Consider the following 13667-nt stretch of genomic DNA (forward strand, 5'->3'; position numbering starts at 1 on the left):
TCGGGAGATTTCGTAACCACTGCAAAAAATACCATATAATTCATAGCACTAAAAAAAGACCGAATACGATTCCTATATTCGGTCCAGGGAAATGGCTCTCAAGGAGCCGTGCGCTAAAAGTTGGCATTTATGAAGGCGGTGTCGCCTTGCCATTTAAGATTAGAACAGCGCGGTGGAAATGCCAGCAAACGCGGGAATCAGGGCCATAAACTGGATCAGATTGTGATCGCAACGGCAAAATTTCGGAGAGTGGGCGCAGCGCGAGGCTGCACCCGAAAGGCCTATTTTCCGCACAGCGCCTGAGTGCGTTCGATAATCGGCTGCAGGCTCATCATCTGGCCCGGATGGGCTTTGTCTTCGGCCTGAATCACGCTGATCGGCTGGGCTTTCACCTGCTTGTTTTTAAACAGTGTGTCAGCGATGTCGTTCAGCGGGTATGTCATCAGCGTACTCGGATTGATGGCAAACATCGCACCATCTTTCTCGCAGGTCAGCATCACCTCTTCACGATTAAAGGGCCACTTATCTTTACCGATCTCAAAGCGGCTGACGGTAATGATTTGCGCCGCCAGCGCCTGGCCGCATACGGATAACAACAGGATTGCGGGAATCACTTTCTTCAGCAACATAACTACCCTTTTCTCTCTTAAACTACATTCAGGCTGGCGACAGCGTGGCAAATACGCTGACCAGCCCAACCACGCCGCATGCCAGCAGTAGTTCAAGCTGCGTCATGCGAATAAATTTTTGCTGCGCCCCGCTGCCCGCCAGGCGGAATCGCGGCACCAGCCAGTATCGATTAATCAGCGCCACCAGTACCATCAGAGCAACCAGCAGCACTTTGCACAGCAGCAATATAACGTAGCGTGAATCGTGCCACATCAGCGGCCAGCCCGCGATCATTACGCTGTTTATCACCCCGCTGAGCAGCGTTAACGCCACCGCCAGATGACCATAGCGTGAGAAACGCATCATAGTGCGAATCGCATCGGTGCGGCGATCAATCTGCCGTGCCTCGCGCATCAACAGCAACAGTGGCAGTAATCCACCTGCCCAGAACGTCGCCGCAATCAGATGCAGTGCATGGTTAATCTGCTGAAGATCGCCGGGCCAGCTATCGCGCATCGCAGCATGGCCTATCAGCGCCATGCAGGCCAGTTGCAGAACGCCAGCCAGCAGTAACACCTGCTGACGCAGGCTTCCGGTCAGTAATAGCGCGCCAACAGCCAGCACGCCGAAAATGATTTCCCACTGCCACACTTCACCAAAGTGCGTGCCCAACACTGCCAGCCAGATATCGATGTCGGTCAGGTTAGTGCTGGTGCCGCTCATTAACACATTCTGGCAGGCCAGCATCGCCACCGCACTGAGCAGCGCCAGCCAGGCACTCCCCTTCACCAGCGGATTTAATTGAATCGCCAACAGGGATCGGTAGCGTTTGGGCGCCAGCAGCGCACTGTAACAGGCGCTGCCGGTCAGCAACATCACGGCAGTAAAATGCAGCGCGCGCAGCAGGATCCAGAGGGTTGTCACCGGGTTACTTCACACTAAAGCGATAGCTTCCAGCGGTTTTATGTCCATCCACCGACAGCACATGCCAGTTAACCTGATAGCTTCCCGCTTTTAGCGGCTGCGGCAGGCCGACAATCAGGCGTTTTTTCTGGTCAGACTCAACACGGGCTTTGGCGGTCTCGACGGGCTTCTGTGCACTGTCCAGCAGCGTCACGCCACTGAACGCCGCTTCAATATCTTCACTAAAGTTCAGCGTCAGCGCATCGGGGGATGTCGTGACCTGCGCTTTAGCCGCCGGGAGAGAAGACTGGAGGTGTGCATGCGCCCCCGCCAGCGAGCTGAAGGCCATCATGCCCGCTGCCGTCACTGCTATAATCATGCGGGAAATAGTTTTTTTCTGCATAAGATCATCCTTTTAACCGCCGCCAGGGCGATAAACGTGGCAAAAGGATACGCTGCTGGTTTTACACTGTCGAGGCCAGCGATGCGATCCTTTATCCTTGATTCAGACCGACGAAAACATTACTTTTGCCGGCTATCGTCAGGAGATAATTATGAGCCGTAACCTTGCATTGCTGTCCCAGGAAGAGAAAGACAAGATAAATGTCGATTTGGCGGCCGCGGGCGTGGCGTTTAAAGAGCGCTATAACATGCCGGTCGTCGCCGAGATGGTGGCGCAGGAGCAGCCTGAAGCGCTGCGTGACTGGTTTCGTCAGCGTCTGATGCAATACCGTCAGGCATCACTCAGCCTGTCGCGCCTTCCTTATGAACCGAAGATGAAGCAATGATGTTCCGCGTTATTGATACCGAAACCTGCGGCCTGCAGGGCGGCGTAGTTGAAATTGCGTCCGTGGATGTGGTCGACGGTAGAATTGTGAATCCAATGAGCGATTTGACCCTACCGGACCGCCCGATCAGCCGTCAGGCGATGGCTGTACATCGCATCACCGAAGCAATGGTCGCCGGTAAACCCACGATTGAAGAGGCGATTCCACGCTATTACGGCAGCGCTTTTTATGTCGCGCACAACGCCAGTTTTGATCGGCGGATGCTGCCTGAAATGTACGGCGAATGGATCTGCACCATGCAGCTGGCGCGCCAGCTCTGGCCGGGCATTAAATATGGCAACCAGGCGTTACGTCATTCGCTGAAGCTGGATGTCACGCCACCCGCTGAACTTCATGCGCACCGCGCACTGTATGACTGCTATGTCACGGCGGCGCTGCTGATCCGTATCATGGAGACCTCCGGCTGGAGTGCCTCCGAAATGATTGTGCGTTCGCAACCGGCGGCCCAGCGCGACGACATTCTGCCATTCGGCAAATATCGCGGCCAGGCGATTGCCGTAATTGCCAGAAAAGATCCTGGCTACCTGAAGTGGGTACTCAATAATGTCAGTGATTTGCGCCCGCCATTGCGGCAGGCGCTGAATAAATACCTCTCTGAATCTCAGTAATCCTGGGCTGGCGGCAAGGTACCCTGCGCCAGTCCGAGCAGGAAAGTGTACTCCATCGCGATCCCTTCGTAGGCTTTGTAGCGTCCGGACTTGCCGCCGTGACCGGCATCCATGTCGGTGCAGAGCAGCAGAAGATTATTGTCGGTTTTCATCGACCTTAGCTTCGCCACCCACTTGGCCGGTTCCCAGTACTGCACCTGTGAGTCGTGCAGGCCAGTCGTGACCAGTAGATGGGGATAATCCTTCGCCTCGATATTGTCATAGGGGCTGTACTGGCGGATATAACGGTAATATTCAGGATCATTGGGGTTGCCCCACTCGTCATACTCACCGGTAGTCAGCGGGATCGATTCATCCAGCATCGTGGTAACCACATCCACAAATGGCACCTGAGCCACCACGCCGTGGAACCGTTCTGGTGCCAGGTTAATCACCCCGCCCATCAACAGCCCGCCTGCGCTACCGCCCATGGCATAAAGCCGCTCCGGGTGGCCGATGCCGCGTGCCACCAGCGCATCCGTCACCTCAATAAAATCAGTAAAGCTGTTCATTTTGTTCAGCAGACGACCACCGTCATACCATTGCTGTCCCAGCTCACCGCCACCGCGTACCTGAATCAGGGCATAGACAAAGCCGCGATCCAGCAGGCTCAGACGGCTGACGCTGAAATCGGCATCCATGCTGCTGCCATAAGCGCCGTAGCCATAGACCAGCATCGGGTTCTGACCGGGCTGATAATGCTTGCGGTGATAAACCAGCGAGACCGGCACTTCGGTGCCATCGCTGACTTTGATCCAGTGGTGCTCGCTTTTGTAATCTTCCGCGTTAAAGCCTTTCACCGCGCTCTGTTTCAGAATGCGACGTTCACCCGTATCCATATCCAGTTCAAACAGCGTGGTCGGCGTGGTCATGGACGAGTAGCCATAACGCAGTTTGCTAGTGCGGGGCGTGGGATTATAAGCAAGCCACGTCACATAGGTCGGATCGTCAAAGGCGATGCCGCTGGTCTCGCCGCTGGTCCAGTTGATCTGACGCAGACTGGTTAAGCCGCGCTGACGCTCTTCCACTACCAGCCAGTCGCGGAACAGCTGAAAATCTTCCATCACCACCTGTTCCCGCGCAGGAATCAGCGTTTCCCAGCGTGACTCATCCAGATAGCGACTGCGGTAGAGCCCGAAGTTTTTCCCGTCACGGTTTGATCGAATGAAAAACTGATGATCGTAATGATCGATGCTGTATTCGTGATCGCGACGGCGGGGCAAAAACACATGCGGCTGCGCATCAGGGAAGTTCGCATCGATTAACTGGATTTCGCTGGTGTTAGTGCTGTAGAGCGCAATCATGATGAACTGCTTGGAGGTGCTCTTGTGCACGCTGAGATGATAGGTGTCATCGCGTTCTTCATAGACCAGCTTATCATCGGACTGCGGCGAACCGAGTTCGTGTCGCCAGACCTGATAAGAGAGCAGCGTCTGCGGGTGCTTGCGCACATAGTAAAGGGTGCGTGAGTCATTGCCCCAGGCGAAGCTGGATGAGGCGTTGCTCAGTACTTCGGGATACCAGCTGCCACTTTCCAGGTTACGGAACCGGATGCCATATTGCCGCCGCGACAGGAAATCTTCCGCCAGCGCCATGACCCGGTTATCCGGGCTGATATGCAGCGCGCCCATGGTGTAGAAATCGCTGTGCGAGGCGCGCTGATTGGCATCCAGCAGCAGGCTCCACTCGCCCGATTCATCGCTTACTGCAGGCTGACGGTAATAGGCCGGGTATTCGTTACCGCTCTGATAACGGCTCTGATAGCGGTAACCGTTTTTGACATAAGGCACGGAGTGATCTTCCGGCGGCAGCCGATCAATAATCTCTTTTAACACCCGGTCCTGCAGCGGTTGCTGCGACGACATGATTTTTTTGCCGTAATTATTTTCGGCTCGGAGGTAATCAAGAACCTCGCTGTTTTCGCGTTTGTCGTCGCGCAGCCAGTAATAATTATCAACGCGGGTCTCGCCATGCTGCGTCATCTCGTGGGGTATTTTTTTTGCGATGGGTGCTTTCATCCATCCGTCTCCATCAACGTAATGATCTGTAAGCGTAACACTTCAGCAGCGGGAAGCCAGACATAGGGTGAGAAGCTGCCGCCAGCGGAACATCTTCAGTGACCCGCTGGCGGAGAATCGAAGGTTTAACTGGCAGGCAGACGGGCTTTTTCGGCCTCGAGGTCCTGCTGAATGCCATCACGAACATCCTGAGGAATTTTCAGGGCGTCGCCCAGGGCGGAGAGATAGCTGCGCTCCATAAAGTGGTCGACGTCGATAGCGGCACAACTCAGGAAATAAAGCTCCAGCGCCTCCTCTTCATTTTTCACATCAGCCGACAGCCACTGCGGATCCAGTGGGCGATTCATCGCTTTCTGAATCAGTTGCTCTGCATCCTGACCATAACCGGATTGATGAATGTTCTGCTCAATCGCGGCTCGCTCCTGATCGTCGATATGCCCGTCACTTTTAGTAGCAAACACCAGCGCAGTGACCAGACGCTCAGCGCGCAGGTCCACGGGCGTCTGTGCCACACCAAAGTCAGGCTCATTCTGATGCGCTTCGCTAACCCGCTGCTTGTATTTGTTCCACAGTACCGCGCCTGCTGCCGCACCCCCTCCCACAATCAGGGCTTTGCCGCCATATTTGGTCAGCAGTTTGCGCGACGACTTACTGGAGATCAGCATCGCAGCCAGACCGCCCAGCGCGCCGGGTGCCAGCATGTCACTTAAGCCGCCGCCCGGATTGCTCTCACCGCTCTTCTTTGTCAGCACCGACTGAATCTGTTGCAACCAGTTATTCATCGTTCACTCCTTTCAGGATGTCAGCCGTTATCCTGACCAAAAGGATGTCAGGAAACGTCAGAGCGGGAAAAGTACGGCAAAAAGCGGTGTCACAAGGATGGAAGATGAGAACGCAAACGTTTTCGTTTATACTTGCGCGCGAATTTTGACTGCTTAGGGGAATGTATGACAACTCTCGGAACAGCACTGCGTCCGGCGGCGACGCGTGTAATGCTATTGGGTTCAGGTGAACTGGGTAAAGAGGTGGCGCTGGAGTGTCAGCGTCTGGGGGTGGAAGTGATCGCGGTTGATCGTTACGCCGATGCCCCGGCGATGCATGTCGCCCATCGCAGCCATGTGATTAACATGCTGGATGGCGCGGCCCTGGCTGCGCTGATAGCGGAAGAGCAGCCGGATTTTGTGGTACCGGAAATTGAAGCCATCGCCACGGATACCCTGGTTGAACTGGAGCAGCAAGGCCAGCGCGTGGTTCCGACTGCCCGTGCCGCACGCCTCACGATGAATCGCGAAGGCATTCGTCGCCTGGCGGCTGAAGAGTTGTCACTGCCAACTTCCCGTTATCGCTTTGCCGACAGCAAGGCGCGCTTCGACGAAGCCGCTGCAGAGATTGGCTTTCCCTGCATTGTGAAGCCGGTGATGAGTTCATCGGGTAAAGGCCAGAGCTTTATCCGCGACGCCAGCCAGCTTGATAAAGCCTGGGACTACGCACAACAGGGCGGTCGCGCCGGAGCCGGTCGCGTCATTGTTGAAGGCGTCGTCAACTTCGATTTTGAGATCACCCTGCTCACTATCAGCGCCGTCGATGGCATTCACTTCTGCGCACCGATTGGTCATCGTCAGGAAGATGGCGATTACCGTGAATCATGGCAGCCGCAGCAGATGAGTGAGCTGGCGCTGCAGCGGGCACAGGATGTTGCCGCAGAGGTCGTTAAGGCGCTTGGCGGCTATGGTCTGTTTGGCGTTGAGCTGTTTGTCTGCGGAGATGAGGTGGTGTTCAGTGAAGTATCACCGCGCCCACACGACACCGGCATGGTGACGCTGATCTCGCAGGATCTGTCTGAGTTTGCGCTGCACGTGCGGGCGTTTCTGGGTCTGCCTGTTGGCGGGATTCGTCAGTATGGTCCATCTGCTTCCGCCGTTATCCTGCCGCAACTGACCAGCCAGAACGTACAGTTTGTGAATGTCGAAGCAGCACTGGGTGCAGGGCTGCAACTGCGACTGTTCGGCAAGCCGGAGATCAGCGGTCAGCGTCGTCTTGGTGTGGCGCTCGCCAGCGGTGATAGCACCGAACAGGCGATTGCGCGTGCGGTTGCCAGCGCAGCCGCGGTCACGGTTCAGGGTTGACGTTATGCGGTGAGCAAATGCTCACCGCCATTACTTACTTCGCGCCTTCCACAGCTTCGCGTGCCAGGCGGGTAATGCGATCCCAGTCGCCCGCTTCCAGCGCATCGTTAGGCACAAGCCATGAACCCCCGATGCAGAGCACGCTTTTCAGCGCCAGATAGTCACGATAGTTGGCCGGGGAGATACCGCCGGTCGGACAGAAACGCACCTGCGGGAAAGGTCCGCCAATCGCCTGCAGCGCTTTAACGCCACCATTCGCTTCTGCCGGGAAGAACTTAAACTCGCGCAGACCGTAGTCCATACCCGTCATTAACTCAGAAACGGTGCTGATACCCGGAATCAACGGAACCGGCCCGTCAACCGCCGCTTTCAACAGCGATTCGGTGACGCCGGGGCTGATAACAAACTGCGCACCGGCATCGGTCACTTCCTGTAACTGCTGCGGGTTAATTACGGTTCCCGCACCAACGATCGCATCCGGCACTTCTTTGATCATCGCCCGTAAGGCATCCATCGCCACCGGTGTGCGCAGCGTCACTTCCAGCACTCTGACACCGCCCGCCACCAGTGCTTTCGCCATCGGCACCGCGTGTTCGAGTTTGTTCACCACGATGACCGGCACCACAGGTCCGGTGGTCAGAATCTGTTCAGCACTCGTTTTCCAGTTTTTCATCAGTTCCCCTTGCTTGATAACACCGGGATTATGACCCGGTCATGGAGCATCGGCTCCTGCCCTGTAAATTGCGTCACTACCATACATGATCCGCTTCCTGAGCGTCTATCACCCTGCGACCATTTTGAAACAGCAGTTCAATTTTACCTGCATGCTCTGGCCCGGTTTAACGGCGAAAAAAAAGCCCGCGTTGCGGGCTTTATCATCACTTTAGTTATTCAAATTCGTTCCACGACCGGCCATCGCGGGTGATCATCGCGACCGAAGCCACCGGACCCCAGGTGCCCGCCTGATACGGTTTGGAGGAATCGCCATCCGCAGCCCATGCTTCGATAATAGAATCGACATAGGTCCATGCGGCTTCCACTTCATCACGGCGCACAAACAGCGCCTGGATACCGCGCATGCTCTCCAGCAGAAGACGCTCATAAGCATCAGCGAGGTGCGACTGGTTAAATGTCTCGGAGTAACTCAGATCGAGCTTGGTGGTCTGCAGTTTGTGCTTGTGATCGAGGCCTGGCACTTTATTCAGGATCTCGATATCCACACCTTCGTCCGGCTGCAGACGAATCGTCAGCTTGTTCTGTGGCAGTTCTGAGTAGGAATCCTTAAACAGGTTCATCTCAGGGTTTTTGAAGTAAACCACAACTTCAGAGCACTTGGTCGGTAAGCGCTTACCGGTACGCAGGTAGAACGGCACGCCTGCCCAGCGCCAGTTATCGATATCGACACGAATCGCCACGAACGTCTCTGTTGCGCTCGTTTTATTGGCGCCCTCTTCTTCCAGGTAGCCCGGCACTTTTTTGCCCTGCACAAAGCCAGCGGTGTACTGACCGCGCACGGTTTTCTCACGTACGTTGGTCTGATCGATGCGGCGCAGCGAGCGCAGCACTTTCACTTTTTCGTCACGGATGCTGTCGGCGCTGAGATCGGACGGCGGCGACATCGCAATCATGGTCAGAATCTGCAACAAATGGTTCTGGATCATGTCGCGCATCTGGCCCGCTTTATCGAAGTAACCCCAGCGGCCTTCAATGCCCACTTCTTCGGCCACGGTGATCTGCACATGGTCGATGGTGCGGTTATCCCAGTTGTTCACGAAGATGGAGTTAGCAAAGCGCAACGCCAGCAGGTTAAGCACGGTCTCTTTGCCGAGATAGTGGTCAATACGGAACACCTGGCTCTCTTCAAAGTATTCGCCAACGCTGTCGTTGATCTCCTGAGAGGTTTCCAGTGAGGTGCCCAGTGGCTTCTCCATTACCACGCGCGCCGGTTTGGCATTCAGCTTCGCCGTGCCCAGGCCCTGACAGATCGCGCCAAAGGTGCTGGGTGGCATCGCAAAATAGTTGATGGTGGTGCGGTTTTTCTGATCCAGCATCTTGCCCAGTTTCGGGAAGTGCGTGGTGTCATTAACATCGAGGTTGCAGAAGTCGAGACGGTTGCTGAGTTTATCCCACAGCGCTTCGTCAATCTTCTCCTTCATGAAGGTTTCCAGCGCTTCACGTACCACTTTGGTGTATTCCGCTTTATCCCACTCAGCACGGCCGACACCAATAATGCGGGTTTCTTCATGGATCTGACCCGCTTTCTCTAACTGGTACAGTGAAGGCAACAGTTTACGGCGTGCAAGATCGCCTTTGGCACCGAAAATCACCAGATCGCATGCCTGGGCTATTTGTGTTACCGCCATTTTCCTCTCCTCGTTGCAGGATAATCCGGTGGTGATGCATCTTCTGCCACCGGGTCCAGGTTATTATTTTCTTTCAGCACAATGTACTTTTTTCCCTGCGCCAGGTAAACCGACTCGCCGGGTCAACCGCATTAACTCTGTACCGGATGTGCTAAACACGTGTGATGACACGTGCGGATTGCCGTTTTTTTCTGTTTCTGTTGGTGTCAGGAAAATCTGGCACCGGTCAAAGTATCCCAAAAAAAAGAGCAATCAACTTGTCAGCCGTTGCGCTTGCCAGGTGCTGCCGCGATATAGTCTCTGTTAATCGGCGCCTGCGACAGTGATAATTGAAATGATAAAAGTGATTATGGTCATCAGCTTATGAATATGCTGGAAAAAATTGAGGCGCAGTATGCAGCGCTGAGCAAAGCGGAAATGAAAGTCGCCCGGCAGATTCTGGCTGAACCGCAGGCGGCGATGCACTCCAGCATCGCAACACTCGCCGGCATTGCCGGCGTCAGTGAACCCACCGTGAACCGCTTTTGCCACCGACTGGGTGCACGGGGCTTTCCCGACTTTAAACTGCATTTGGCGCAGAGCCTGGTGAAGGGCAGCAACTGGGTCAGCCGGGGCGTTGAAGACGACGACACAGCAGAGAACTACAGCCACAAAATCTTCGACTCAGCGCTTGCAGGACTGCAGCGGGTGCGCGATCAGCTGAACAGCGCGCATCTGCAACAGGCGGTAACCCTGCTCGCGCAGGCCGATAAACTCGCCTTTTTCGGGCTCGGTGCGTCCGCTGTAGTGGCGCATGACGCTTTCACCAAATTTCTGCGTTTTAATCTGCCGGTCATCTGGTCGGACGATATTGTGATCCAGCGCATGAGTTGCATAAATAGTCGAGCCGGTGACGTATTTGTTCTTATTTCGCATACTGGACGCACAAAAAATATGGTAGAACTGGCTCGCCTGGCCCGTGTAAACGGTTCCACCGTTATTGCCATCACCTCTCCCGATTCACCCCTTGCTCATGAAGCAGCGATAGCTTTAGTGCTTGATGTACCGGAAGATACTGATGTCTATTTGCCGATGGTGTCGCGCCTGGCGCAGTTGACCGTGATTGATGTGCTGGCGACTGGTTTTACTCTGGAACGGGGTGCGCCCTTCCGGGAAAACCTGAAACGCGTGAAAGAGGCGTTGAAAGCGTCGCGTTACGAAAAGAACACCCTTCGGGAAAAGGATGATCAGCAAAAAAATTAACATCACATTTACAATGTGAGTCGTATCACAACCCATCGATCATATAGAATAGATAACCTTGCTGTGTCCACTGTCCATGACACGCTTAAATGTTTACGGAGTCCTCGATGTCAAGACGTCTCAGAAGAACCAAAATCGTTACAACCCTCGGCCCGGCTACCGATCGTGATAATAACCTGGAAAAAATCATCGCTGCCGGCGCGAACGTTGTACGACTCAACTTCTCTCACGGCACGCCAGAAGACCACCAGCTGCGTGCTGATAAAGTGCGCGAAATCGCGGCAAAACTGGGTCGCCATGTGGCTATCCTCGGTGACCTTCAGGGCCCAAAAATTCGCGTTTCAACCTTCAAAGAAGGCAAAGTTTTCCTGAATATCGGCGACCGTTTCCTGCTGGATGCCAATCTGGGTAAAGGCGAAGGCGATAAAGAGCGTGTCGGAATCGACTACAAAGGCCTGCCTGCAGATGTGGTGCCAGGCGATATTCTGCTGCTGGATGATGGTCGCGTGCAGCTGAAAGTGCTGGAAGTTCAGGAGATGAAAGTGTTCACCGAAGTTACTGTCGGTGGCCCACTGTCGAACAACAAAGGCATTAACAAGCTGGGCGGCGGCCTGTCGGCTGAAGCGCTGACCGAAAAAGATAAAGCGGATATCATCACCGCCGCTAAAATCCGTGTTGATTACCTGGCTGTCTCCTTCCCCCGCTGTGGTGAAGATATGAACCTGGCACGTCGCCTGGCGCGTGAAGCCGGTTGCGACGCCAAACTGGTGGCTAAAGTGGAACGTGCCGAAGCGGTTGCCAGCCAGGAAGCGATGGATGACATCATTCTGGCCTCTGACGTGGTGATGGTTGCGCGTGGCGACCTGGGCGTTGAGATTGGCGATCCGGAACTGGTCGGCATTCAGAAAGCGTTAATTCGCCGTGCCCGCCAGCTTAACCGCACTATCATTACCGCGACCCAGATGATGGAGTCGATGATCACTAACCCGATGCCGACCCGTGCAGAAGTTATGGACGTGGCAAACGCCGTGCTGGATGGTACCGATGCCGTGATGCTGTCTGCGGAAACCGCCGCAGGTCAGTATCCGGCTGAAACCGTTTCAGCGATGGCGAAGGTCTGCCTGGGTGCAGAGAAGATTCCAAGCGTTAACGTCTCCAAACACCGTCTGGATGTGCAGTTCGACAACGTCGAAGAAGCGATCGCTATGTCTTCTATGTATGCTGCGAACCATCTGCAGGGCGTGACCGCCATCATCACCATGACCGAGTCTGGCCGTACGCCGCTGATGACCTCGCGTATCACTTCAGGCCTGCCGATTTTTGCGATGTCGCGCCATGAAAGCACCCTGAACCTTACCGCACTCTATCGCGGTGTCACGCCGGTGTTCTTCGACAGCAACAACGACGGCGTCGCTGCTGCACACGACGCGGTTAACCTGCTGCGTGATAAAGGCTTCCTGGTCTCCGGCGATCTGGTCATCGTGACGCAGGGTGATGTGATGGGCGCCACCGGCACCACCAACACCACCCGTGTGCTTCGCGTGGATTAATTGAGTCTGGGTTGACATTGTCGGTGTAGAATCAATGACGCGACTGCCAGGCAGTCGCGTTTTCTTTTCTGACAAGGAGGCAAGATGCCCCGTTTCCAGCCTATCAGCCAGCTTACCGGCCGAATTTTACTTTTTCCTCTGGCGTTAGTGCTATTCGAGTTTGCTACCTATATTGCTCACGACATGATCCAGCCTGGTATGCTGATCGTCACCAGTGAGTTCTCTGTTGGCCCTGAGTGGGTCTCTACTTCGCTAACCGCCTACCTGATTGGTGGTGTAGTGCTGCAATGGCTGCTGGGTCCGCTCTCTGATAAGTTTGGCCGGCGACCGGTGATGCTGTCTGGCATCCTGTTTTTTGCTGTCGCCTGCATGCTGACGCACTGGGTCAGCTCGATTGAGGAATTTGTCAGCCTGCGCTTCATTCAGGGCATCAGCCTCTGCTTTATCGGTGCAGTTGGCTATGCCGCGATCCAGGAAGCCTTTGATGAGGCGCTGGCGGTGCGGATGATGGCGCTGATGGCTAACGTAGCGTTACTGGCTCCGCTGGCAGGCCCACTGGCTGGTGCCGCCTGGCTCACTGTTGGCAGCTGGCGCAGCATGTTCTGGCTGTTTGCCGCCTGCAGCCTGGTCGCTTTTGTGGTGCTGTGGCGTGTGATGCCCGAAACTGCAGGCGACCGCAGTCATTCTATCGCCCTGCCCAATCTGGCGCGCAACTATGGCCGGTTAATGAAAGACCGTCTGGTGGTGTCTGGCTCTTTTGCGATCGGGCTGGTGTTTATTCCAATCCTCACCTGGGTTGCCCTTTCGCCGGTGATCCTGATGCATGATGAAGGTCTGTCACGCATGCAGTACGCCCTGCTGCAGCTGCCGGTGTTTCTGGCGATGATCGCCGGTAACCTGACGCTGAGTAAGCTGGCGGGACGGGTGCCGATTGAACAGCCGGTGAAGTTCGCCGCCTGGCCCATTCTGATTGGCCTGAGTCTTGCGCTGGCCGCAAGCCTGCTCAACAGTCATAGTTATCTGCTGATTACCGCCGGCCTGAGTCTCTACGCTTTTGGTGCCGGAATGGTAAATGCCGGGCTGTATCGCCTGACGCTTTACGCCAGTAATGAAGGTAAAGGTAGCGTAGCCGCGATGCTGGGTATGATCAGTATTCTGACGCTGGCGGTAGGAATTGAACTGGCGAAAAGTGGCTATTTCAGTGGCGGCACGCTGTGGTTCTGTCTGATTAACTTTATCAGCGGCGTGCTGTGGTTTGGGCTGGTTATTCTGTTTATGCGTGAGCGTAAACGCCGCAGCCGGCTCGAGGCGTTATAACAAGCTGCGCAGTCGTTTTTCTCAGACGGCGACCCTGGCCAAAG

General features: G+C 55.2%; 13 protein-coding genes. 6 read left to right on the forward strand and 7 right to left on the reverse strand.

Annotated features, from left to right (window positions below):
- Positions 1-281: 281 nt before the first annotated feature.
- The 3 genes from H7K52_RS06730 to copC are packed head-to-tail and all read right to left on the reverse strand — an operon-like array spanning position 282 to position 1915.
- On the reverse strand, positions 282-629 hold the full coding sequence (locus tag H7K52_RS06730; protein WP_003849240.1) for a YebY family protein: 348 nt from the start codon (positions 627-629) through the stop codon (positions 282-284).
- Between the two features lie 28 nt (positions 630-657).
- Entirely contained in the window at positions 658-1533 is an 876-nt protein-coding gene (copD, locus tag H7K52_RS06735) for a copper homeostasis membrane protein CopD (protein ID WP_078804481.1), read from the reverse strand.
- A gap of 4 nt (positions 1534-1537) precedes the next feature.
- Positions 1538-1915 carry a copper homeostasis periplasmic binding protein CopC gene (gene copC, locus H7K52_RS06740; protein WP_078804482.1) on the reverse strand — a complete coding sequence of 126 codons (378 nt, stop codon included), beginning with the start codon at positions 1913-1915 and terminating at the stop codon, positions 1538-1540.
- A 151-nt stretch (positions 1916-2066) separates the two neighbouring features.
- On the opposite strand from copC, the gene H7K52_RS06745 reads away from it, so the two are divergent.
- Together H7K52_RS06745 and exoX are read left to right on the forward strand one after the other, a co-directional pair.
- Positions 2067-2300, forward strand: coding sequence for a DNA polymerase III subunit theta (locus H7K52_RS06745; RefSeq protein ID WP_008925353.1), 234 nt, complete (start codon positions 2067-2069; stop codon positions 2298-2300).
- The gene (gene exoX / locus H7K52_RS06750; protein WP_182629854.1) at positions 2297-2968 is read left to right on the forward strand and encodes an exodeoxyribonuclease X; all 672 of its coding nucleotides are present in this window, start codon (positions 2297-2299) and stop codon (positions 2966-2968) included. Before H7K52_RS06745 ends, exoX begins: the two co-directional genes overlap by 4 nt.
- Here the strand turns inward: exoX and H7K52_RS06755 are convergent.
- Both H7K52_RS06755 and H7K52_RS06760 read right to left on the reverse strand, forming a co-directional pair.
- Entirely contained in the window at positions 2962-5025 is a 2064-nt protein-coding gene (locus tag H7K52_RS06755; protein WP_182629855.1) for a prolyl oligopeptidase family serine peptidase, read from the reverse strand. The two genes, exoX and H7K52_RS06755, sit on opposite strands and share 7 nt — an antisense overlap.
- Before the next feature lie 125 nt (positions 5026-5150).
- On the reverse strand, positions 5151-5807 hold the full coding sequence (locus tag H7K52_RS06760; protein WP_182629856.1) for a tellurite resistance TerB family protein: 657 nt from the start codon (positions 5805-5807) through the stop codon (positions 5151-5153).
- Between the two features lie 165 nt (positions 5808-5972).
- Here H7K52_RS06760 and purT point away from each other — a divergent pair, with 165 nt between their 5' ends.
- On the forward strand, positions 5973-7151 hold the full coding sequence (purT, locus tag H7K52_RS06765) for a formate-dependent phosphoribosylglycinamide formyltransferase (RefSeq protein WP_008925357.1): 1179 nt from the start codon (positions 5973-5975) through the stop codon (positions 7149-7151).
- A 34-nt stretch (positions 7152-7185) separates the two neighbouring features.
- Here the strand turns inward: purT and H7K52_RS06770 are convergent, their stop codons facing one another.
- On the reverse strand, positions 7186-7824 hold the full coding sequence (locus H7K52_RS06770) for a bifunctional 4-hydroxy-2-oxoglutarate aldolase/2-dehydro-3-deoxy-phosphogluconate aldolase (protein ID WP_008925358.1): 639 nt from the start codon (positions 7822-7824) through the stop codon (positions 7186-7188).
- A gap of 214 nt (positions 7825-8038) precedes the next feature.
- Positions 8039-9514, reverse strand: coding sequence for a glucose-6-phosphate dehydrogenase (gene zwf / locus H7K52_RS06775; protein ID WP_003849222.1), 1476 nt, complete (start codon positions 9512-9514; stop codon positions 8039-8041).
- A 363-nt stretch (positions 9515-9877) separates the two neighbouring features.
- On the opposite strand from zwf, the gene H7K52_RS06780 reads away from it, so the two are divergent.
- The 3 genes from H7K52_RS06780 (at position 9878) to H7K52_RS06790 (ending at position 13623) form a co-directional block, all read left to right on the forward strand.
- Entirely contained in the window at positions 9878-10756 is an 879-nt protein-coding gene (locus tag H7K52_RS06780; RefSeq protein WP_003849221.1) for a MurR/RpiR family transcriptional regulator, read from the forward strand.
- A gap of 107 nt (positions 10757-10863) precedes the next feature.
- Entirely contained in the window at positions 10864-12306 is a 1443-nt protein-coding gene (gene pyk, locus H7K52_RS06785) for a pyruvate kinase (RefSeq protein WP_182629857.1), read from the forward strand.
- Between the two features lie 84 nt (positions 12307-12390).
- Entirely contained in the window at positions 12391-13623 is a 1233-nt protein-coding gene (locus H7K52_RS06790; protein WP_003849218.1) for an MFS transporter, read from the forward strand.
- Positions 13624-13667: the final 44 nt, after the last annotated feature.

This window comes from Pantoea hericii (genome assembly GCF_014155795.1).
GTDB lineage: Bacteria > Pseudomonadota > Gammaproteobacteria > Enterobacterales > Enterobacteriaceae > Pantoea > Pantoea eucalypti.

Coding starts and splice junctions, on each gene's coding strand:
- H7K52_RS06730 (WP_003849240.1), bottom strand. CDS start 629: ATGTTGCTGAAGAAAGTGATTCCCGCAATCCTGTTGTTATCCGTATGC.
- copC (WP_078804482.1), bottom strand. CDS start 1,915: ATGCAGAAAAAAACTATTTCCCGCATGATTATAGCAGTGACGGCAGCG.
- H7K52_RS06745 (WP_008925353.1), top strand. CDS start 2,067: ATGAGCCGTAACCTTGCATTGCTGTCCCAGGAAGAGAAAGACAAGATA.
- exoX (WP_182629854.1), top strand. CDS start 2,297: ATGATGTTCCGCGTTATTGATACCGAAACCTGCGGCCTGCAGGGCGGC.
- H7K52_RS06755 (WP_182629855.1), bottom strand. CDS start 5,025: ATGAAAGCACCCATCGCAAAAAAAATACCCCACGAGATGACGCAGCAT.
- H7K52_RS06760 (WP_182629856.1), bottom strand. CDS start 5,807: ATGAATAACTGGTTGCAACAGATTCAGTCGGTGCTGACAAAGAAGAGC.
- purT (WP_008925357.1), top strand. CDS start 5,973: ATGACAACTCTCGGAACAGCACTGCGTCCGGCGGCGACGCGTGTAATG.
- H7K52_RS06770 (WP_008925358.1), bottom strand. CDS start 7,824: ATGAAAAACTGGAAAACGAGTGCTGAACAGATTCTGACCACCGGACCT.
- zwf (WP_003849222.1), bottom strand. CDS start 9,514: ATGGCGGTAACACAAATAGCCCAGGCATGCGATCTGGTGATTTTCGGT.
- H7K52_RS06780 (WP_003849221.1), top strand. CDS start 9,878: ATGAATATGCTGGAAAAAATTGAGGCGCAGTATGCAGCGCTGAGCAAA.
- pyk (WP_182629857.1), top strand. CDS start 10,864: ATGTCAAGACGTCTCAGAAGAACCAAAATCGTTACAACCCTCGGCCCG.
- H7K52_RS06790 (WP_003849218.1), top strand. CDS start 12,391: ATGCCCCGTTTCCAGCCTATCAGCCAGCTTACCGGCCGAATTTTACTT.